Annotated in this window: 13 protein-coding genes; 7 read left to right on the top strand and 6 right to left on the bottom strand. The window is 69.3% G+C overall.

Annotation, left to right across the window (positions count from 1 at the left end):
* The first annotated feature begins 16 nt into the window (after nt 1–16).
* The gene (yiaA, locus tag Ade02nite_RS41030) at nt 17–463 is read left to right on the top strand and encodes an inner membrane protein YiaA (protein WP_203775862.1); all 447 of its coding nucleotides are present in this window, start codon (nt 17–19) and stop codon (nt 461–463) included.
* A 36-nt stretch (nt 464–499) separates the two neighbouring features.
* A complete protein-coding gene (locus tag Ade02nite_RS41025; protein ID WP_203775860.1) occupies nt 500–985 on the top strand; it encodes a hypothetical protein in 486 nt (161 codons plus the stop codon).
* An 18-nt stretch (nt 986–1,003) separates the two neighbouring features.
* Here Ade02nite_RS41025 and Ade02nite_RS41020 read toward each other — a convergent pair whose 3' ends face one another.
* The 6 genes from Ade02nite_RS41020 to Ade02nite_RS40995 form a co-directional block, all read right to left on the bottom strand.
* The gene (locus Ade02nite_RS41020) at nt 1,004–1,522 is read right to left on the bottom strand and encodes a P-loop nucleotide/nucleoside kinase family protein (protein WP_203775853.1); all 519 of its coding nucleotides are present in this window, start codon (nt 1,520–1,522) and stop codon (nt 1,004–1,006) included.
* A 66-nt stretch (nt 1,523–1,588) separates the two neighbouring features.
* A complete protein-coding gene (locus Ade02nite_RS41015; RefSeq protein WP_203775851.1) occupies nt 1,589–1,726 on the bottom strand; it encodes a hypothetical protein in 138 nt (45 codons plus the stop codon).
* Between the two features lie 7 nt (nt 1,727–1,733).
* Entirely contained in the window at nt 1,734–2,054 is a 321-nt protein-coding gene (locus Ade02nite_RS41010; protein ID WP_203775849.1) for a hypothetical protein, read from the bottom strand.
* Nucleotides 2,055–2,534: 480 nt separating this feature from the next.
* On the bottom strand, nt 2,535–3,446 hold the full coding sequence (locus Ade02nite_RS41005; RefSeq protein ID WP_203775847.1) for a carbohydrate ABC transporter permease: 912 nt from the start codon (nt 3,444–3,446) through the stop codon (nt 2,535–2,537).
* Nucleotides 3,443–4,312 carry a carbohydrate ABC transporter permease gene (locus Ade02nite_RS41000; RefSeq protein ID WP_203775845.1) on the bottom strand — a complete coding sequence of 290 codons (870 nt, stop codon included), beginning with the start codon at nt 4,310–4,312 and terminating at the stop codon, nt 3,443–3,445. Before Ade02nite_RS41000 ends, Ade02nite_RS41005 begins: the two co-directional genes overlap by 4 nt.
* Entirely contained in the window at nt 4,309–5,658 is a 1,350-nt protein-coding gene (locus Ade02nite_RS40995; protein WP_203775843.1) for an extracellular solute-binding protein, read from the bottom strand. The genes Ade02nite_RS41000 and Ade02nite_RS40995 overlap by 4 nt, the downstream gene beginning before the upstream one ends.
* Before the next feature lie 304 nt (nt 5,659–5,962).
* Between Ade02nite_RS40995 and Ade02nite_RS40990 the strand changes: the two genes are divergently transcribed.
* The 5 genes from Ade02nite_RS40990 to Ade02nite_RS40970 all read left to right on the top strand — a co-directional run bounded on the left by Ade02nite_RS40990 (nt 5,963) and on the right by Ade02nite_RS40970 (nt 20,391).
* Nucleotides 5,963–8,584 carry a DNRLRE domain-containing protein gene (locus Ade02nite_RS40990; protein WP_203775836.1) on the top strand — a complete coding sequence of 874 codons (2,622 nt, stop codon included), beginning with the start codon at nt 5,963–5,965 and terminating at the stop codon, nt 8,582–8,584.
* Between the two features lie 53 nt (nt 8,585–8,637).
* Nucleotides 8,638–12,222, top strand: a complete 3,585-nt coding sequence (locus tag Ade02nite_RS40985) for a LamG-like jellyroll fold domain-containing protein (RefSeq protein ID WP_203775834.1) — start codon at nt 8,638–8,640, stop codon at nt 12,220–12,222.
* A 14-nt stretch (nt 12,223–12,236) separates the two neighbouring features.
* A complete protein-coding gene (locus Ade02nite_RS40980) occupies nt 12,237–19,043 on the top strand; it encodes a polymorphic toxin-type HINT domain-containing protein (RefSeq protein WP_203775832.1) in 6,807 nt (2,268 codons plus the stop codon).
* A 46-nt stretch (nt 19,044–19,089) separates the two neighbouring features.
* Nucleotides 19,090–19,539 (top strand): DUF4259 domain-containing protein, encoded by a 450-nt coding sequence (locus tag Ade02nite_RS40975; protein ID WP_203775830.1) that lies wholly within the window; start codon nt 19,090–19,092, stop codon nt 19,537–19,539.
* A gap of 138 nt (nt 19,540–19,677) precedes the next feature.
* The gene (locus Ade02nite_RS40970; protein ID WP_239169418.1) at nt 19,678–20,391 is read left to right on the top strand and encodes a thymidine kinase; all 714 of its coding nucleotides are present in this window, start codon (nt 19,678–19,680) and stop codon (nt 20,389–20,391) included.
* Nucleotides 20,392–20,414: the final 23 nt, after the last annotated feature.

The raw sequence follows: 20,414 nt of genomic DNA, 5'->3' as shown, positions 1-20,414 counted from the left end.
CCGGAAGGCTGCACCCATGGCTTTCTCAACCGCCGCACCGGCCAAACCCACCGCCGCCTTCGTCGGGGCCTCCTGGGCGGCCCTCTTCCTCGGCGTCATCGCCTACGCCGTCGGGCTGTGGAACGCGAGCATGACGCTCAGCGAGAAGGGCTTCTACGCGGCCGTTCTCGCGCTCGGGCTCTTCGCGGCCATCTCGCTGCAGAAGTCGGTGCGGGACCGGGCCGAGGGGCTGCCCGTCACCGCGCTCTACCTCGGGCTCTGCTGGGCCGTGGTGGGGCTGTCGATCCTGATGCTCGCCGTCGGGCTGGTGAACAGCGGCATGGCGCTCAGCGAGAAAGGGTTCTACGGGCTGGCGTTCGCCATGGCGCTCTTCGCCTCGGTCGCCGTGCAGAAGAACGTGCGCGACGCTCTGCGGTACCACCCGAACCACGTGCCGCCGGATCATCTCACCCGCGGCGCATGAAGACGCGGGACGCCCGCAGGAGCAGCGTGTGACGTCATGGACGCGATCCTGGGCACCCTGACCGAGGCGGAACTGGCCCTCGTCCGCGAGGCGGACCCGAAACGCCTGAAGAAGCTCGACGAGGACGCCCTCATCGAGCTCCACGGGCGGGTCCGCCGGGCCCGCAACAAACAGGTGAAGAACTACCGCCGCCGGGCCGCCGACCGGGTGGCGGAGACCGGGGGCCGGGGCAAGGCCTACGCCCGCAACGCCCGGCGGCGCGCCAAGGCGGAGGTCTTCGAGGAACTGCTGTCGCAGGTGAGCGCCCGCCTGGCCACGCTGGCCCACGAGGCGGCCGAGGTCCTGCGGGCCGAACGCGAAGCCGAGGCGGCCGCCGCCGCGAAACCGCCGCGGCCCGCGCGCGTGAAGAAGTTGCGCCCGCAGCGCATCGACAACCGCCCCGACACCCCGGACCGGCGCAAACGCCACGCCTCCACCCGGGCGGCGGGAGCGCGCCGCCAGGCCCGCAAGGACAGCCGGTGAGGCGCGCGGGCCGGTGCCTCAGGTCCTGACGGCGCCGGCGATCTGCTGGGCTGCCTGGGCGGGGGTGAGGTTCGTGGTGTCGACGACCTCCGCCTCGCGGTGCAGCCAGGTGCGGGCCGCCTCGGCGTACGGTTCGAGGTATTTGAGGCGGAACGGGGACGGGACGGGGTGCTCGCCCTCGATGCGCCGCAGGAGGGTCTCCCGGTCGGCGTGGAGGACGAAGTGGCGCACCGGGATGGCATGCTCGGCGAGGCCGGCGCTGATCTCGCGCCAGTAGGGCTCGACCAGGACGGTCATGGGCATCACGAGGGTGCCGCCGGTGTAGTCGAGCACGCGGCGGGCGGTCTCGACGACGAGCGGGCGCCACGGCGGCCAGTGCTGGAAGTTGTCCGTCTCGGGCAGGCCGGGCGTGATGTCCATGAGGGTCGTGCCGACCTTCTCGGCGTCGAACACCCGCGAATCCGGGATCAGCGGCTGCACCAGCGCACTGGTCGTCGTCTTGCCGGCGCCGTGGGTGCCGTTGATCCAAACGATCACGAGGACCGATGGTAGCCCCGCGAGTCACCCGTGGCGCGCCCCGAGCGTCAGCGGCGAGCCGGCTGATCAGCGGCTCTGCGACGTGCCCTCGCCGCTGGTGAGGCCGAGCAGGAACGTCATGACCAGCAGGCCCCAGGGTGCTCCAGGCGGTGCGCCGCACCCACCGCCGCCGCGGACCGCACGGCGCAGCACATCGGATCTCACCGAACGGTTAGTGGATCTCCACGAAGACCCGGACGGCCCCGGCGCCGAGCTGGACGCGGGCGCCCGCGGGAAACGACGTGCCGGTGAGGAGGTCGGCCAGCGGGACGATGGGCTGGGCGACGGCGGGCTCCCACGACCAGTTGTGCGGGAAGTGGACGCGGCGGCCGTCGGTGGCGGTGGCGGACGTCGCGGTGACGCTCGGGGTGGCCGGGTGCCACGGGGTGGACGGCTGGGGGACCAGCCAGCGCAGCAGGGCGGCGGCGAAGCCGATGTTAGGCAGTGTTCCCCCGTAGGTGATGTGGCCGCGGCTGTAGGAGGTGCTGGTCACGGCGGGCCAGCGGCCGCAGTGCGGTGTTCGTAGTTGGCGAGCGTTCGCGCACCGGTGGCCCGCAGGCCGTCGATCCAGCGGGTCGCGGCGGCGCCCGGCGGGCAGAACAGCGGGCGGACGGCCGCCCTTGGCGCGGGGCTGACGGGGTTGGTCGGCGGGTGCAAGGCCGGCGCGGGGCTGACGGGGTTCGTCGGCGGATGCGAGGCCGGCGCGGGGCTGACGGGGTCGGTCGGCGGATGCGAGGCCGGCGCTGGGTTGACCGGGCCGGCTGGTGGGTGTGGGGCCGGCCGGGCGCGAGGGCCGGCGGGCTTGCGCGGCGTACCGGGACGGGGGTGTCGATGGTGGTGAACTCGTCGTGGGTGACGCCGGCGGCCTCGGCCAGGCGGGCGGGCATCGGGTCGGTGCGGGGGAGGTCGAGGTCTTCCGCCAGGCGCTCGTACGGCTGATATTCGTGGTGATAGGCGGCCCCGAAAAGAACTGTCACCCCTTCACCCCTCCGGCCGACAGCCCCGATTGCCAATAGCGCTGCAACAGCAGGAACGCGGCGATCAGCGGAATGATGGACAGCATCGACCCGGTGACCACCAGCGCCAGCAGCTCGCCGGTCGACCCGCTGCCCCCGCCGGCCGACTGCGAGGACCACGCCGCCAGCCCGACCGTGATCGGGTAGAGGTCCGGATCGTTCAGCATGATCAGCGGCAGGAAGTAGTTGTTCCACGTCGCCACCAGCGTGAACAGCAGCACCGTGATGATCCCCGGGGCGAGCGAGCGCAGCGCGAGCCGGAAGAAGATGCTCATCTCGCCGGCGCCGTCGATGCGGCCGGCCTCGATCAGGCTGTCCGGCACGGCGTCCTGCGCGTAGATCCGCATCAGGTAGAGCCCGAACGGGCTGACCAGCGACGGCAGGATGATCGCGAGCGGCGTGTTCACCATGCCGACCTTGCTGAACAGCAGATAGGTGGGAATCGCGAGCGCTGTCGTCGGCACCATGATGGAGCCGAGCACGAGACCGAACAGCGCGTTGTTGCCCCGGAACCGGTATTTCGCGAAGCCGTATCCGCCGAGCGCCGCGAGGAACGCCGCCCCGCCCGCGCTGACGAGCGAGTAGAACAGTGTGTTCAGCATCCACCGCAGGTAGACGCCGTCGCCGTACGTGAACGTCTCCTTGATGTTGGTGAACAGGTTGAGGTCACCGGCGAACCAGAGCCCGAACGTGGAGAACAGGTCCTCGGTGCTCTTCGTCGACGCGACCCCCAGCCAGAACAGCGGCAGCAGGAAATAGACGAGCAGGGCCAGCATGCCGAGGGTCAGCACGTTGCTGCGTCGGCTGGCGAGCGATTTGCGGTGCCGGGCCGGCGCGGCGGTCCCGGTCCTTTCCAGGGTGCCGGTCATGACCGGCTCCTTCGGCCGCTGACGAACAGGACCGTGTACGAGGCCACCACGATCACGGCGCCGAGCAGGAAGGAGACCGCCGCCGCGTAGTTCACTTCCTGGCCCGTGAACGCGAGCGTATAGGCGTACAGATTGGGGGTGTAACCGCTGTCGATGACGCTCGGCGCGAGACGTTGCAGCAATTGCGGCTCGGCGAAGAGCTGGAAGCTGCCGATCACCGAGAAGATGAGGCACAACAGCAGCGCCGGGCGCAGCGCGGGTATCTTGATGCTCCACGCGATGCGCCAGGCTCCCGCGCCGTCGACGGCCGCCGCCTCGTACAGATCGTGCGGGACGGCGCGCAGCGCGGCATACAGGATGATCATGTTGTAGCCGACGAACTCCCAGGTGACGATGTTCGCCATCGAGCCGAGCATCCAGTCGTCGCTGAGGAACGGGGGCGCCGGCAGCCCGAGTTTGCCGGCCAGTTGCGCGAACGGGCCGAAGTCGGGCCCGTAGAGATAGCCCCACATGAGCGTCGCGACGACCGCCGGAACGGCGTACGGAATGAAAATGCCGAGCCGGAAGACCTTGGCGAATCGGAGCAGGCCGCTGTCGATGGCCAGGGCGGAGGCGAGCGAGAGCGCCAGCATCAGCGGCACCTGGATGACGAAGAAGCGGGCGACCCGCAGGACGCCGTCCATGAGACGGTCGTCCTGCAGGGCGCGCGTGTAATTCTCGAAACCGGCGAACACCGTGCCGCCGATCAGCTGCTCGCGGAAGAGGCTCAGATAGGCCGCGTACGCCAGCGGCGCGACGAGCATCGCGGCGAAGACGAGCAGGAACGGCGCCACGAAAAGGTAGCCGCTTTTCGCGTGCGTGTTCATTCGTTGACCTTGAAACCCTGGTTCTTGGCGTAGTCGGTGACGCGTTTCTGCCATTCGTCGAGCGCGGCGCTCGTGTCGGACTTGTCGGCGAACGACTTGCCGACCGTCTCGTCCCAGTCGTTGACGGCCTGGTCGAGGAAGGGCGGCCACTGGAACTGCTTGTCGACCGTGTCGCTGATCCGCGCGAACTCCTGGTTGACCGCCTGCCCGCCGTAGAACTCGGGCTTCTGGCCGGTGAACGCGGGATCGGCGAGAACCGCCTTGGTCGCCGGGAACAGGAACTGCTCCAGCGCGAGCTTCTTGGTGGATTCCGGATCGGTGTTGAGGAACTCCGCGAACTTCGCCGCGGCGATCGGGTTCTTCGTGCCGGTGATGACCGCGCTGGTGGAGCCGCCCCAGTTTCCGGAGACCTCCTGGCCGCCGGACTGCCATTGCGGCAACGGCGCGGCACGCCATTTGCCGGTCGTCGATTTCGCGCTGCCGGTGAGGAAGACCGGCCCCCAGGCGGCGGTCAGCCACGTCGCGTACTTGCCCCGGTTGAGGGCCTGGTACCAGGCGTCGGTGAAGTCGGCGTCCGCCGAGACCACGCCCTCGGCGATCAGCCCGCCCCAGTAGGAGCCGACCTTCTTGGAGACGTCGTCGTTCAGGCTCACGGTGACCGACTCCGGGCCGGTGTTGGTGAACGGCTTCGCGCCGGCCTGCCAGAGCAGGCCCATCCAGGCGCCGTTCTGGTTGGACGCCAGGTTGGTCAGGTAGACGTTCGGGTCGGCGGCGTGCAGCTTGCGGGCCGCGGCGGCGAACTCGTCCCACGTCTTGGGGACGGCGATGCCGTGCTTGTCGAAGATGTCCTTGCGGTACAGCATGCCCATCGGGCCGGTGTCCTGCGGATAGCCCCAGATCTCGCCGTTCGCACCGGTGACCTGGTTCCACGTCCAGTCGACGAACGTGTCCTTGAGCGCCTCCGCTCCGTACGGCCGGAGGTCCACCAGGCTCTTGGTGAGCGAGAACGTCGGGATGTACTGGAACTCGATCTGCGCGACGTCGGGGGCGCCGGAGCCGGCCTTGAGGGCGGTGCGCAGCTTGGTGTACTGCGGCTCGCCCTGGCCGGCGTTGACGACCTCGACGTCGATCGCCGGGTACTTCTGCTCGAAGAGGGTGACCTCCTTCTGGATGTCCGGGACCCAGGTCCAGAAGACGAGCTTGGTGGGGGTCTGCAGAGCCTTGTCGATGTCGGCCTGAGCGGCCGGCGGTGCGGCGGAGCCACCGTCGTCGCCGGCCGAGTCGCCGGTGCAGGCGGCGAGGCAGAGCACGAGCAGAGCGGCGCTGAAGCGTTTCACAGCCTTCACATCGGACTCCTCAGCTGGTGGGAGCGGTCGAGTGGCGCATGCCCAGCCTCTGATCGATATGACTCAATGTCAACATCTGGTTACGGGAAGGTTTCCTGCCGGAACCTGTGAGAATTCTTTGAACGCGGTCTGGACAAACGATCGACGGTCCTGCATTGTCTTGATCATCTATCTGGCTGTGCGTGGGGCGTCGCAGTCGGTCACTGAGATCTCGTCATAGGGATGTGTGATGTCGTCTGTTCAGGGACGCCCTGTGCGTCGTTTTGTGTCCAAATTGGACACACGCGTCGGTGCGCTGGCATCGATGCTCCTCATCGTCTATCTCGCCGCTCCGTCCGGGCTTCCGGGCGCCGGCCGGCCGGCCGTGGGAGCGGCCGGCGCCCCTGCCGTAGCGGCCGGTGCCACCCCGGTGGCCGCCGCGGCTCCCGTCGCCTGCCCCACCGGCGACGTGGCCGAGGCGGTCGCCCGCGACGCGGCCCGGCACTGCCGGGCCAAGGTCGGCATCGCCGAGCTGACCAGCGAGTACGACCAGGCATGGGCGATGCCGGACGGTTCCGTCCGGTACGAGCACCGCTACCGCCCGGTGCGCGTCAAGCGCGACGGCCGGTGGACGCCCGTCGACACGAAGCTGGCGTTCGCCGCCGACGGGTCGGTGCGCCCCGGCGCCACCGCCACCGGGCTGGTGTTCTCCGGCGGCGGCGACGGGCCGATGGTCGCGGTCGCCGAGGGCGCCGGCACGCTGCGGCTCGGCTCACCGGTCGGACCGCTTCCCCGGCCGGCCCTCGACGGCGACACCGCCACCTATCCCGAGGTGCTACCCGGCGTCGACCTCCAGCTCAAGGCCGACGTGGACGGGTATTCGCAGGTGCTGGTGGTGAAGAGCCGGGAGGCCGCGGCCAACCCGAAGCTCGACCGCCTCGCCTTCTCCGTCGCCGCCGACGGCCTGACAGTGGCGGCGGACTCCGCCGGCAACCTGCGGGCCGCCGACGCGAAGGGCAAGGTCGTGCTCGCGGGCAACGCGCCCCTGATGTGGGACGCCGGCGCCGCGCGCGTGCGCGCCATGCGGACCTCGCTGGCCAAGGCGTCGCTCGTGGTGATGCCGGACCGGGCGATGCTCGACGCGGCCGCGACGCGGTACCCGGTCTACATCGACCCCGGCGTGACGGCTGCCCGGTCCAACTGGGTCAAGGTCGACTCCGGCAACCCCACGGTCAACTACCTCAACGCCTCGGGCAACGCCCCGGTCGGCACCAACAACGGCGGGACCAACAAGTACCGGTCCTTCTTCGACCTGGACGTCAGCGTCACCCCGATCGCCGGCAAGTACATCTCCTCGGCCTACCTGGCGATCACCGAGACGCACTCGGCCTCGTGCACCCCGCGCCAGGTCGACCTCTGGAACACCGGCTACGCGGGCGCGACGACCACCTGGAACGCCCAGCCGGCGTGGGGCGCGATCCTGTCGTCCCAGACGGTCGCCGGGGGCTTCTCGACGGCCTGCCCGGCCGCGGCCCTCAAGTTCGACGCCACCGCCATCGTCCGGTCGGCGGCCGCCGGCAGCTGGGGAAACGTGACGGTCGCGCTGCGCTCGCCCAACGAGACCGACAACTCGTACTACAAGACCTTCAGCAACAACCCCACCCTTGTGATCAACTACCTGCACTACGCCCCGGTCGCGGGTTGCCCGGGTGGGATCGCCGTGGACAGCGACTACAACGGCGACGGCGCGGCCGACGTGGCGATCGGCGCTCCCTTCGCCGCGGTGAACGGCCTCGCCGAGGCGGGCCAGGTGACCGTCCAGTACGCCGGCTCCGGCCAGACGCAGACGCTGTCCCAGGGCACGGCCGGGGTGCCGGACGTGGCCGAGGCCGGCGACCAGTTCGGCTTCTCGCTCGCCAGCTACGACGCCAACCAGGACGGCTGCGCCGACCTCGTGGCCGGCGCGCCCTACGAGGACGCGGGCACGGTGCCCAACTCCGGCGGCGTCGCCGTGCTGTTCGGCGGTCCGGCCGGGCTGGCCAGGGGAGTCTGGTACGACCAGGGGTCCGCTGACCTCGCCGACGATCCCGGCAACGGCGACTGGCTCGGCTACGCCGTCGCCGCGGGCAACACGCCGTCCGGTGAGCCGTTCCTCGCCATGGGCGCGCCCGGCGAGGACCTGACCGGCACCGACTCGGGCATCGTCCACTACCGGCTCGGGTCGTCCAACGCGACCGTCGGCGGCACGGGGACGGACGACCGGGCCGGCTACTCGCTCGCGGCCACCCCGCACCACCTGGCGATCGGCCTGCCGGGACGGACGGACGGCGCGGGCCGGACGTGGTCCGGGGCGGTGTTCATGTACACCCACGCGATCAGCGGCACCTCGGTCAAGTCGCTCGCCCAGGTCGCGGGCGGCACGCCGAACGGCACCACCGGCAAGTCGATCGACATGGTGCCGATCGCCGGCACCACGAACTCGCTGCTGGCGATCGGCTCGCCCGGCGGCGACGGGGACGGGGTCCGGGACAGCGGTGCGGCCTCCACCTACATCCTCACCTCGACGGGCTTCACCGTCGTGACCGGCGTCCGCAAGCCGGACGCGAAGCCGGGCGATCACTTCGGCGAGAAGGTCACCCTGTCCCCGGGTCCGGACCAGACGCTCGTGGTCGGCGCGCCGGGTCACGACGACGGCGACCACCGCGACGCCGGCTCGGTGATCGGCTTCCCGGCCGCGGGAACGGGCGCCGCCGTCCCGATCCGGACCGGGGACAGCGCCATGGCGCTCGACGGCGCCTACCTGCACTCGTCCCGGGCGAGCCTCTACCTGACCCGGTTCATCGCAGCCGAGGTCACCGCCTATTCGTGGTCCTCGATCGGCGCGGGCGCGCCGGCCGTGTCCGGCACCTGGCAGGGCTCCGCCTCCTTCGGATCGGCGGTCCGCTGATGAACCTTCGTCCTCGTCACCAGATCAGCACGAACTCAGGGAAGGGCCGCGGCATGGCAACGGGGGAGAGGCGCCGGCGCGCCCGCGGGATCGGCCTCGTCGCCGGGCTCGCGGCGCTGCTCGCGGGATACGCGGTGATCCCGGGGAACGCCACCGCACCGGCACCGGCGCCGGCGATGACGCCGGTCGCCGAGGAGTCGCCGCTGCGGCCGACCGAGAGCGAGGCCGCCGCCTACGCGAAGCAGATCGGGCAGCGGGTCGAGGTCGGCTCGCTGCGCGGTGAGCGCCGGACCGTGTACGCGGACCCGGACGGCACCTTCACGTCGATCGAGCACACCCAGACCGTGCGCGTGAAGCACGAGGGCGCCTGGCAACCGGTCGACGCGACCCTCGCGCCCACGGCGGACGGAGCGATCACCCCGAAGGCGGTCACCTTCGGCCTGCGGCTCTCCGGCGGCGGCGACGGGCCGCTGCTCACGGCCGAGCGTGCCGGCCGATCGATGGCGCTGAGCTGGCCCGGTGCCCTGCCGGCCCCGGCGGTCGAGGGCGACCACGCCACGTACGCGGAGGTTCTGCCGGGTGTCGACCTGGTGGTCACCGTGACCCCGGAGAGCTTCTCGCACGTGCTGGTCATCAAGACGGCCGAGGCGGCCGCCGATCCCAGGCTGGACGAGATCGAGTTCGGGCTGAAGACGACCGGCGTCACCGTGCGGGAGAACGCCGGCGGCGACCTGACGGTCGCGGACGCCGGAACCGGCGGCCCGATCTTCGAGGCGCCGCAACCGACCATGTGGGACTCGGCCGAGCCGGCCGCCGCGGCCCGATCGGCCGTCCCGCAGGCGACCGCCGAGACGCCCGCCGACACCTCGACCGAGACGCCGATCGACGTCGAGGTCGACAAGGACAGCGTGACGCTGGTGCCCGACCCGGAGATGCTGGCCGACCCGGCGACGACGTTCCCGGTCTACCTCGACCCGGTCTACTCGACGGCCAAGCGCACGGCGTACACCATGGTGGCCAGCGGTTATCCGAGCGAGGAGTACTGGTCGTTCGACGGCAAGGCCGACGAGGGCCTCGGCGAGTGCCCGGTCTCGTCGGGCACGTGCAACGGCGCCGGCGTCAAGCGGCTCTTCTTCACCGTGCCCACCTCTGCCTACCTCGGGTCGACCATCCTCGACGCGAAGTTCGCGATCACGATGGTGCACACCTACAACGACGAGGAACGCGGCGTCTCGCTCTATCGGGCGAGCGCCGGCATCTCGACGGCCACGAACTGGAGCAACCAGCCCGCCACGCCCGAGCTGCTCGCGGCCGTATCGCCGGTCAACAAGCAGAGCTCGTGCAGCACGGGCAACCAGAACGTGCGGTTCAACGCCATGGGCGTGGTCGACGACATCCGCGCCAACAGCCTGAAGAGCGTCACGTTCGGCCTGCGGGCGTCGACCGAGTCCGATCACGTCGGGTGGAAGCGCTTCTGCGGCAACGGCCAGCTCGAGGTGAAGTACAACCACCAGCCGAGCGTGCCCTCCACCAGCACGATGAGCTCGGCGCCCGGCGGGGTCTGCGCCACCACCACCGTGCCGGTCATCTCCGCGTTCCCGGTCCTCACCGTCTACGTCCGCGACGTCGACCACGCGTCGACGCACGTCGAGAACGTCCGCGCGCGGATCTGGCTGACCTGGACGACCAGCACCGGCACCACGGGGTCCAAGACCTACACGACCGGATGGAAGGCCGGCGACGGGAAGACGCCGTTCCGGGTCACGGTGAGCCCGGGAGACGTGCCGCAGAACACCACCATCGCGTGGCAGGCGCAGGGCGGCGACGAGAACGGCAGCTGGAGCAACTACAGCCTCCCGTTGTGCCGCTTCAAGATCGACCGGACGGCGCCACCCGAGCCGGACATCGACTCGCCGGAATACCTCCCGCTGGACGCGGCCGACAACAACTCCGCGGACGCCGGCGCCTGCGTGGAAGACAACCTGGACCGCGGCCACGTGGGCAAATACACGACGTTCACCTTCGACGTCCCCGGCACCGACGCCGTTCGCTACACCTACGGCATCGACGAGGACCCGAAGTACCCGCTGACGCCGGCGTCGGCGGGCGGGCCGGTGACCGTCAAGGGCTGGACCCCCGAGGACGCCGGCCTGCACTTCGTCAAGGTGCGTGCCTACGACGCCGCGAACAACCCGAGCGCGGTCGCGGAGTGCTACTTCGGCGTTCCCAACCGGCGCGCCGCCGGCGAGTGGAACCTCAGCGAGGACGCGGGATCGGCGACCGTCGCCGACGCGCGTGAACAGAACCCGATGACCGTGAACCCGGGAGTCACGCTGGCCGTGCCCGGCCCCGGCTGTCTCCACGTCAGCCCCTGCGAGCGGGACCGCGCCGCGAGCTTCACCGGCCGGCCCGACAGCTACCTGGCCACGAACAGCTCCGCGCTCGTCGACACCGAGCAGTCCTTCGCCGCCTCGGCGTGGGTGAAGCTCACCGACGACACGAAGAACGCGGTGGCCGTCAGCCAGGACGGCACCGGGCCGTTCGGCTTCACGCTCGGCTACAACGCCGGCAGCAAGAAGTGGACGTTCCTGCTGCCGGTGACCGACGTGCGCAACATCGGCGCCTTCGGCGTGGTCAGCTCCGTCACCGCGGTCAAGGACGAGTGGACCCACCTCGCCGGCGTCTACGACGCCTACAAGGGCGTCGTCCAGCTGTACGTGAACGGGGTCCCGCAGGGCACCAGCGCGAACGCGCGCCGGTCGGCGTTCACGTCCTGGGGCGCCGTGCAGATCGGCCGCAGCCTCAACTGGGGCGAGTACGCCAACTACTGGACGGGCAGCATCGCCGAGGTCGAGCTCTACGACCGCATGCTGAGCGGGGTCGAGCTCGCCGCGATGATCAAGAGGCGGCCGGCGCGGCTGGCCTACTGGCAGCTGACCACGCAGACCGACGGCAAGAGCGGCGAGTACGACAAGAACGCCGGCCGGGAGCTGCTGCTGGAGGGTGGCGCCTCGCTGCGCTACGTCGACCTGCAGACCGCTCCCTGGGACGTGGAGCTCCCGCTGATCGGCGCGGGCGAGATGATCCTGGACGGTGCCGACGACCGGGCCCGCACCGCGGGACCGGTGGTGCCGACCGCGAGCAGCTTCTCGGTGAGCGCCTACGTGCGGCTGGCCGGCCCGGAGTGTGCCGGCGGCCAGACCGTGCTGTCGCAGGCCGGCACCAGGAACAGCGCCTTCCGCATCCGATGCACCCCGAACGACACGTGGGAGGTGGTCGTGCCGAACGCCGACGCGGCCCCCACGGCGTCGCTCACCGTCACCCCGCGCGGGGATGACGAGGGCCCCGGCAGCGCGCCCACCTCCGAGATCGGCGGGCAGCACATCGCGATCGTCTACGACGCACACACCCGGGAGCTGAAGCTCTACGTCGCCGGCGAGCCGGTGGCCAGCGAGACCGTCGCGCCCGACGCCTTGTTCACCGCGAGCGGCGGCCTCCAGGTCGGCCGCGCGCTGATCAACGGGCAGTACGGCGAGTACTTCGCCGGCGTCGTCGACGACGTGCGCGTCTACGGCGGAGTGCTCGACGACACCACCGTGCAGCTGCTCGCCCAGAGCGAAGAGCAGCCCCAACTCTGAGAGCGGAGAGATCCATGCGATTCACCGAACGCTCGCGGGGCCGGCGCGCTCTCGCGGCGGCACTGGTCGCCGCGGTCGCGGCGACACTGCTGCACGCCGATCCGCTGCCGGCGGTCGCCACGCCCGGCGACGACCGCCCCGCCGCGCCCGCCGACGGCAAGCCGGCGCCGGCCAAGCCGGCACCGAAGGGCCTGACGAACCTGCCGGACAAGGCCCTCGAGCTGACCAAGAAGCCGAAGGCCGAGCTCACCTGGCCCGCGGCCGCCACCACCGAGGTGGCGGCCGGCGGGACCGGCGCGAAGGCCGGCGGCCTGAAGATCAAGGCCGCGTCGACCCGGGTCAAGGTGCAGACCTACGCCAAGGACGTCGCCGACCGGGCGAAGTCCAGCGGTCCCGTCATGCGGGTCAGCCCCGGCACCGGAGCGAAGGCGGGCGCCGCCCGGATGAGCTTCGACTACGGCACCTTCGCCGGCGGGGCGAGCGGTGACCTGGGCGGCCGGCTCACGCTCGTCGCGCTGCCCGAGTGCGCGCTCACCACACCCGACGCCGCGGCCTGCGCGCCGCGGCCGCTCAAGACGGTCAACGACGTCAACGCCAAGACACTGACCACGGACGTCAGCGTCGCCACCACCGGCACGCTCGTGGCGATGCGGACGAGCGAGGGCGGCGCCAAGGGAACGTACGGCGCCACCCCGCTCTCCCCGTCGTCCAGCTGGAGCGTGTCACCGTCGTCCGGCTCCTTCTCCTGGTCGTACCCGCTGCGGCTGCCCCCGGTGCCCGGCGGCTTCGGCCCCGGCGTCTCGTTCGGCTACAACTCGCAGGCGGTCGACGGGCAGACCGCCGACACCAACAACCAGGGCTCGTGGATCGGCTCCGGCTTCACCTACGAGCCGGGCTACGTCGAGCGCCGGTACAAGCCGTGCCAGGACGACGGGCACAAAGACGTCGGCGACCTCTGCTGGGCGTACGACAACCTGACCCTGTCCTTGAACGGCTCCTCCAGCGAGCTGGTCCGCTCGGGCAGCACGTGGAAGCTCGCCAACGACGACGGCTCGAAGATCGAGCGGCTCACCGGGGCGGTCAACGGCGACGTCAACGACGGCAAGGTGACCGGTGAGCACTGGAAGCTCACCACCACCGACGGCACGCAGTACTTCTTCGGCCTCAACCGGCTGCCCGGCTGGACGACGGGCAAGGACGAGACCAACTCGACGTGGACCGTGCCGGTCTTCGGCGACGACGCGTCCAACGCGGACGACAACGCGGCCGAGCCCTGCTACAACGCCACCTTCGCGAACGCCTGGTGCCAGCAGGCGTGGCGGTGGAACCTCGACTACGCGCTCGACCGCAACAACAACGTCATCGCGTATTACTACGGCAAGGAGACCAACGCCTACGCGCTGGGCCGCAAGACCGACGTCAACGGCACGCCGTACGACCGGGGCGGCTGGCTCAAGCGCATCGACTACGGCCAGCGCGCCGGCGCGGTGTTCACCACGGCCCCGGGCGCCCGGGTGGTCTTCAAGGAGGAGGAGCGCTGCGACACCACGGTCAACGCGACCGCCTGCGCCAACAACACCCTCACCGACGCCACCAAGGCCGCGTGGCCGGACGTCCCGTTCGACCGCATCTGCGCGGTGAACACCAAGTGCAAGACCGACCAGGTCTCGCCGACGTTCTTCACCCGCAAGCGGCTCTCCACGGTGACCACGCAGATCCGCAACGGCACCAGCACCTTCGCCGACGTCGACCGGTACACCCTCGGGCAGCTCTACCCCGACAACGGTGACGGCAGCTCGGGCCTGTGGCTGCACACCATCAAGCAGGAGGGCCTGTACGGCGGCGGCGACGCGCTCGCCTCGCCGGCCGTGCGGCTCGACGTCAAGCAGCTGGAGAACCGGATCGTGCAGGCGGGCGACATGCTCGGCCGGTTCGTCCGGCCCCGCCTCGGCGTCGTCTACAACGACACCGGCGGCCAGCTGGACATCGAGTACTCCAAGCCCGAGTGCACCGGCACCACCCTGCCCGCCGAGGGCAAGAGCACCAAGCGCTGCTACTCGGTGCGCTGGCACGGCGGCGGCAGCGAGGAGCCGTACCTCGACTGGTTCAACAAGTACGTCGTCGTGGCCGTCCGCGAGACCGACACCACGAAGATCGACCCGGGCGCCCAGCCGACCCCGGACATGGTGACGTTCTACGACTACCAGGGCGAGGCGGGCTGGCGGTACCCCGAACCCGACGGCATGACCGAGGACAAGTACAAGACCTGGTCGGAGTGGCGCGGCTACCGCACCGTGGTGGTGAGCAAGGGCGACGACCAGACGATCCGCACGCGCAGCCGGCACACGTACATGCAGGGCCTGCACGGCGACAAGAAGATCGACGGCGGCACCCGCAGCGAGACGGTGACCGACTCGACCGGCGCCACCTATCTCGACGACAAGGACTTCGTCGGCTTCGAGATCGAGACCGAGGTCCTCGACGGCACCAACGACCGGGTCATCAGCAAGTCGGGGACGACACCGGTCAAGTACCGCACGGCCGCGCAGACCCGCACCTTCGGCACCGCCGAGGCGCACATCGTGCGGCCGAGCATCCTGCGCAGCTTCACCGGCCTGCAATCCGGTGGCTGGCGCGAGACCAAGACGGTCACCGCGTACGACCAGACCAACGGCCGGGTGACCGCGGTCGACGAGCTCGGCGACGTCTCCACACCGGCCGACGACCGGTGCACGCGGTCGTACTACGCGGACAACACCGACAAGAACATCCTGTCGATGGTCTACCGCACCGAGACCGTCCTGGTGAACTGCTCCACCACGCCGGACCGGGCCACCCAGGTGCTCTCCGACTCGCGCACCTACTACGACGGCAGCACCACGCTGGGCTCGGCCCCGACCCGGGGCCTCATCACCAAGACCGAGCGGCTGACCGGCCACAACGGCACGACCGGCACGTACCAGAAGGTCAGCGAGAACACCTACGACGCGTACGCCCGGCCGCTGACCACCACGGACGGCAAGGGTGTCGTCTCCCGGCTCGCCTACACGGAGACCAACGGCCTCACCACCCGGCGCGACGAATACTCGCCGAAGATCTCGATCAACGGGGCGACCGCCGCCGAGTTCAAGGCGACCACCGACCTCACCCCCGCCTGGGGCCTGCCCACCGTCGAGACGGACTGGAACGGCAAGCGGACCCAGATGAAGTACGACAAGCTGGGCCGGCTCACCGAACTGTGGACCCCCGACCGGGACGGCGGCTCGCTGCCCACGACCAGGTACAGCTACGTCCTGGCCGCCGGCAAGCCGACCGTCGTGGTCACCGAGAAGCCGGACGCCGACGCGTCGAAGACCCAGTACGAGTACCAGATCTTCGACGGCTTCCTGCGGCCCCGGCAGGTGCAGGCGCGGGGACCGAACGGCGGCCGCCTCGTCACCGACACCTGGTACAACTCGACCGGCAACGTCGACCGGGTCAGCGAGCCGTACTTCGCCTTCGGAGCGCCGTCCGGCAACCTGCTGCCCACCGAGGACGTCGACACCGACCTGCAGACCGGCTACGTCTACGACGGCGCCGACCGGGTCACCGACGTGATCGCGTTCTCCGCCGGCCACGAGCAGTACCGCACCCGCACCATCTACGGCGGCGACCGCACGTCGGTCGTCCCGCCGGCGGGCGGCACGGCGACGACCTCGATCACCGACGCCCGCGGGCAGGTCACCCAGATCTGGTACCACAAGGGCGGGCAGCCGACCGGCGAGCACGACACCACCACGTACAAGTACACGCCGGCCGGGCAGCTCGCCCTGGTCACCAACCAGGCCGGCACCGAGTGGAGCTACACGTACGACCAGCTCGGCCGCAAGAAGACCGCGGTCGACCCGGACGCGGGCACGACCCAGTTCTTCTACGACGAGGTCGACCGGGTCGTGAAGACCGTCAACGAGCGCAGCAAGACGTTCGAGACGGACTACGACGACCTGGGCCGCGTCACCGCCACCTACGAGGTCACGGCGGCCGGCCGGGTCAAGCAGACCGAGACGCAGTGGGACCGTCGGTTCAAGGGTCAGCAGTACGCGCAGATCCGCTACGTCAACGGCCAGCAGTACGTCATGGCCACCACCAACCAGGACTCGCTCTACCGGCCGACCGAGGTCAGATACTCGATCCCGGCCGACGCCGGTGAGGCGCTCAAGGGCCTCTACGTCTTCACCACCAGCTACAACACCGACGGCACGGTGCAGGGGCAGACGTTCCCCGCGGGCAAGGGCGGCCTGCCGGCCGAGGCGGTCGTCTACACCTACGACGACCTGAAGCGGCTCAAGGGTGTCACGGGCACGTTCAGCAGCTACGTGACGGACGTGCTCTACACCGACGACGGCCGCATCACCCAGGCCGAGATCGGCACCGGCGGCCGCCGGTCGTGGATCACCTACGGGTACGAGGACACCACCCAGCGCCTGCAGAAGCTGATGCTGAAGCGGGAGAGCTACACGACCCCGCAGAACCCGACGCCGGACCGCCCGTCCAGCGACATCAACCAGACCTACACCTACGACGACGCCGGCAACGTGCTGTCCATCGCCGACAATCCCGGTTCGGGCGGCCAGGACACGCAGTGCTTCACGTACGACTACATGCGCCGCCTCACGGAGGCGTACGCCACGGGCGGCGAGACGTGCGCGGACAAGACGGTGGGCGGCCTGGCCCCGTACAAGTCGACGTACACCTACGACGCGGCGGGCAACCGCAAGAGCGAGACCACCGACGGGGTGGAGCGCACCTACACCTACCCGGCGGGCACGGCGGCCCACCCGCACGCGGTCCAGTCCATCACGGAGAGGGACCCGGCGGGCAACACCAAGCTGTACGAGTACACGTACGACAGCGCCGGCAACACGACGAAGCGCACCGAGGCGGGCGAGGACCAGACCCTCGAATGGGACTCGGAGGGCCACCTGGCGTCGGTGACGAACGCCGACGGCAAGAAGACCAGCTTCGTGTACGGCGCCGACGGCTCCAGGGTCCTGCGGCGAGAGCCGACGGCGACGACGCTCTACCTGCCCGGCATGGAGATCCGCCTGGACACGGCAACGGGCAAGGTCGACGACACCAGGTTCATCGGCCTGGCAGCGGGTGCGACGGCGGTCAAGACGATCCAGGGCGTCCAGTTCCAGGTGGCGGACCCGAACGGGACAGGTCAAGCGGGCATCGACTCGGCCAGCGGCAACCTGGTGATGCGCCGTTCGACCCCGTTCGGCACGGACCGCGGTGTCGTGCCGCCGGCCGGGTCGTGGTCGGGGGAGAAGGGCTTCGTCGGCGGGACGAAGGATTCGTCGACGGGCCTGACCCATTTGGGGGCGCGCGAGTACGATCCGGTGGCCGGCCGCTTCATATCCGTGGACCCGATCGTCGACGTCACCAACCCGTCCCAGCTCAACGCCTATTCGTACGGCTGGAACAACCCGATCTCGAATCCGGATCCGACCGGCATGATCCCGTGCTTCGAGACGTGCGGTCCGGAGGACCGGGACCCCAACTACGGCAGCAAGCCGGCCTATCAGCCGAAGACCGTGGATGAAGACCCCGATGTCATCTACGCCAAGGAAGAGCACAAAAAGGTCAAGGAGCAACTTGTCACGGTGGCCAAGGCCCTGGGCAAGATCGTCATGGACGAGCTCGGGATCACGGACGCCTTGGACTGCTTCACGAGGGGCGACCTCGGCGGCTGTATCAATACGGCTATCAACGTGGCGTTCAGTGCCATCGGTGGTGCTGCTGGCAAGCTCTTTGCCAGATATGCCCTCCATTGGAAACGGGCTGCCAAGGTCATCAATTCGCTCTGGGATCTGGGCGGTAAGCTCAAGAACTTGGTGGGAGACTTCTTCGAGTCCTCCAAAAAGCTCCAGGCGGCGAAGAACGCTTTCGCGGCCGTCACTGACAAAGTAGACAACTTCGTCAGTGGCGGGTCCTGCCCGCACAGTTTCGCACCGGGCACCTTGGTGCTCCTCTCGGATGGAACGACCAAAGAGATCGACGAGGTCCAAGTCGGCGACGAAGTCGTCACCACGGATCCAGATGAAGGCGTGACCTCCGCCAACAAGGTTGTTGCCACCTTCGTCAACCAGGATTCAGACCTCACCGATCTCGAGGTTGTCAGCGAGACGGGCGAGGTCTCCGCCCTCAGCACCACGCAGCATCACCCGTTCTGGAGTGTCACCGAAGAGCGCTGGGTGGACGCCGGCGATCTCCGGGTCGGTGACTTGCTTGCCACAACGGCGGGTGGCACTGTTCGTGTTTCGCTGGTCAGCAACTTCACTGGCCACCGGAAGATGCATGACCTCACCGTCGACGACGACCACACCTATTACGTAGTCGTAGGCGGAGATCCCATCCTCGTCCACAACTGTGGACTCGGTCCGGAATACAATGTTCCGAACAAGCCAGGTGTCTATGCCATTGAGCTGGACGACGGCAATTTCTACATCGGATCGGCGAGCTCGAACATGCGTGGCCGCGTAACTGCGGCGGGTAACAAAGCCAAGCCGGGTAAACGTGCACACGCGCTGGAAGATGCTGGGTACAGCAGGGAGAACGTCGTGAACGTCACCTGGGTCGAAGTTCCCGGAAGTTACCGGGGAGGGAGATATGCGGGCCGCACGGAGGTTCGCGAACTGGAAACGGACGTCATGGACGTATTCCTTTCCCAGGGCAAGACTCTCATCAACCGAGACTATCCGGAAGTCCCTGGCGACCGTCATACCGGCGCATGGCTCGATCGAGTCAGATCACAACTGCCGAACTGGAGTCGGAAGTAAAGTATCCTTCTCGTATTGCGATGCTGCCGAACTGAGGATCTTCAATATGGGCACGTGGGCTTCCGGGCCGTTTGAAAATGATCAGGCGTTGGATTTGCTGACCGAGCTTTCCGAACTGGATGACGATGAGAAGGAGCAGCACCTGCGTGGGCTCTTCGCGGATGCCCTCGAAGCCTCACCCAGCGAGAGGGTGTGGCCGAAAGAGGTCATCGCAGGCGCGGCGCTGGTTGCCCTGGCCCTTCCCGGGGGAGCGGCCGTGATCGGGGATGAGGGAAATGACTACGACCCCGACGAGGATGACGATGAGGAGCTGTCGTCGGCACTGCTCCGCCGGCCGAGTGGGGAACTGGCTGGTCTTGCTCTGCGGGCCATGAACGAGATCATCCGGCCGGATGGTGAGTGGTACTCGTCCTGGATTCGTGAAGATGAACGGGACGTCGCGCTTGGTCGCGCGGCCGTCGCTGCCAGGCTGCTCCGGTCGTCTTCCGCTTCCTGACGGTCCGCTCGGCGTGGTGTGCTGCTGGGCGGGTTCGGTGAGGTGACGCGAACCCGCCCAGCAGGCCGCTGTCGGATCTGTGGCGGCGCGCGGCGCGGCCCAAAACGGGGCTTATCTGGCGCATGACCTGGTGCTCTGATGGTCAACTCTTCGGCGGCGGGTATTCTTCTCCGGTTTGCCGCGCTGGGCCTTGGTGCGGCTGTGAGGGGAGAGGCGGCACCGCGGGTGGCCCAGCTGCACTACCGGTATGCGGCGATGAACAGTGGCAAGAGCACGATGGTGCTGCAGTATCGGCACACCTACGCCGCGTGTGGGCGGACAGGGCTGCTGTTGACCCGGCTCGATCGGGCGGGGGCCGGCATCGTGTCGTCGCGGATCGGGCTGGCGGCGGATGCCATCGAGTTCGAGGCGGACACCGATCTGGTGCATCGGGTGCTGTCGCAGAGTGGGGCCCGGGTCGATCACGTGATCGTGGACGAGGCGCAGTTCCTGTCGCCGGAACAGGTCGATCAGCTGGCGCTGCTGGTGGACGAGCATGACATCGACGTGTTCACGTTCGGGCTGTTGTCGGATTTCCGAGGGGAGCAGTTTCCGGGGTCGGCGCGGCTCGTGGTGCTGGCCGACGTGGTCGAGGCGCTCCAGGTCTATCCGATGTGCTGGTGCGGGCAGCCGGCGCGGATGAACGCCCGGGTCGTGGGCGGGGTCATGGTGCGCGACGGGGACACGGTCGTCGTGGGCAACACCGACGAGGACGCCGAAGTCGGGTATGTCGTGCTTTGTCGGCGGCATCATCGGGCGGGAGAGCCGTACGCGCTCAATCCGCTCGGCGTCTGGGAGGCCGCGTCTGCTTGACAGTGGTGGGCGTCACACCGGAT

The sequence above is a fragment of the Paractinoplanes deccanensis genome, from assembly GCF_016862115.1.
GTDB classification, from domain to species: Bacteria; Actinomycetota; Actinomycetes; order Mycobacteriales; family Micromonosporaceae; genus Actinoplanes; species Actinoplanes deccanensis.
The sequence above is the reverse complement of the archived record's forward strand: the minus strand, read 5'-3'. Positions and strand labels throughout refer to the sequence as shown.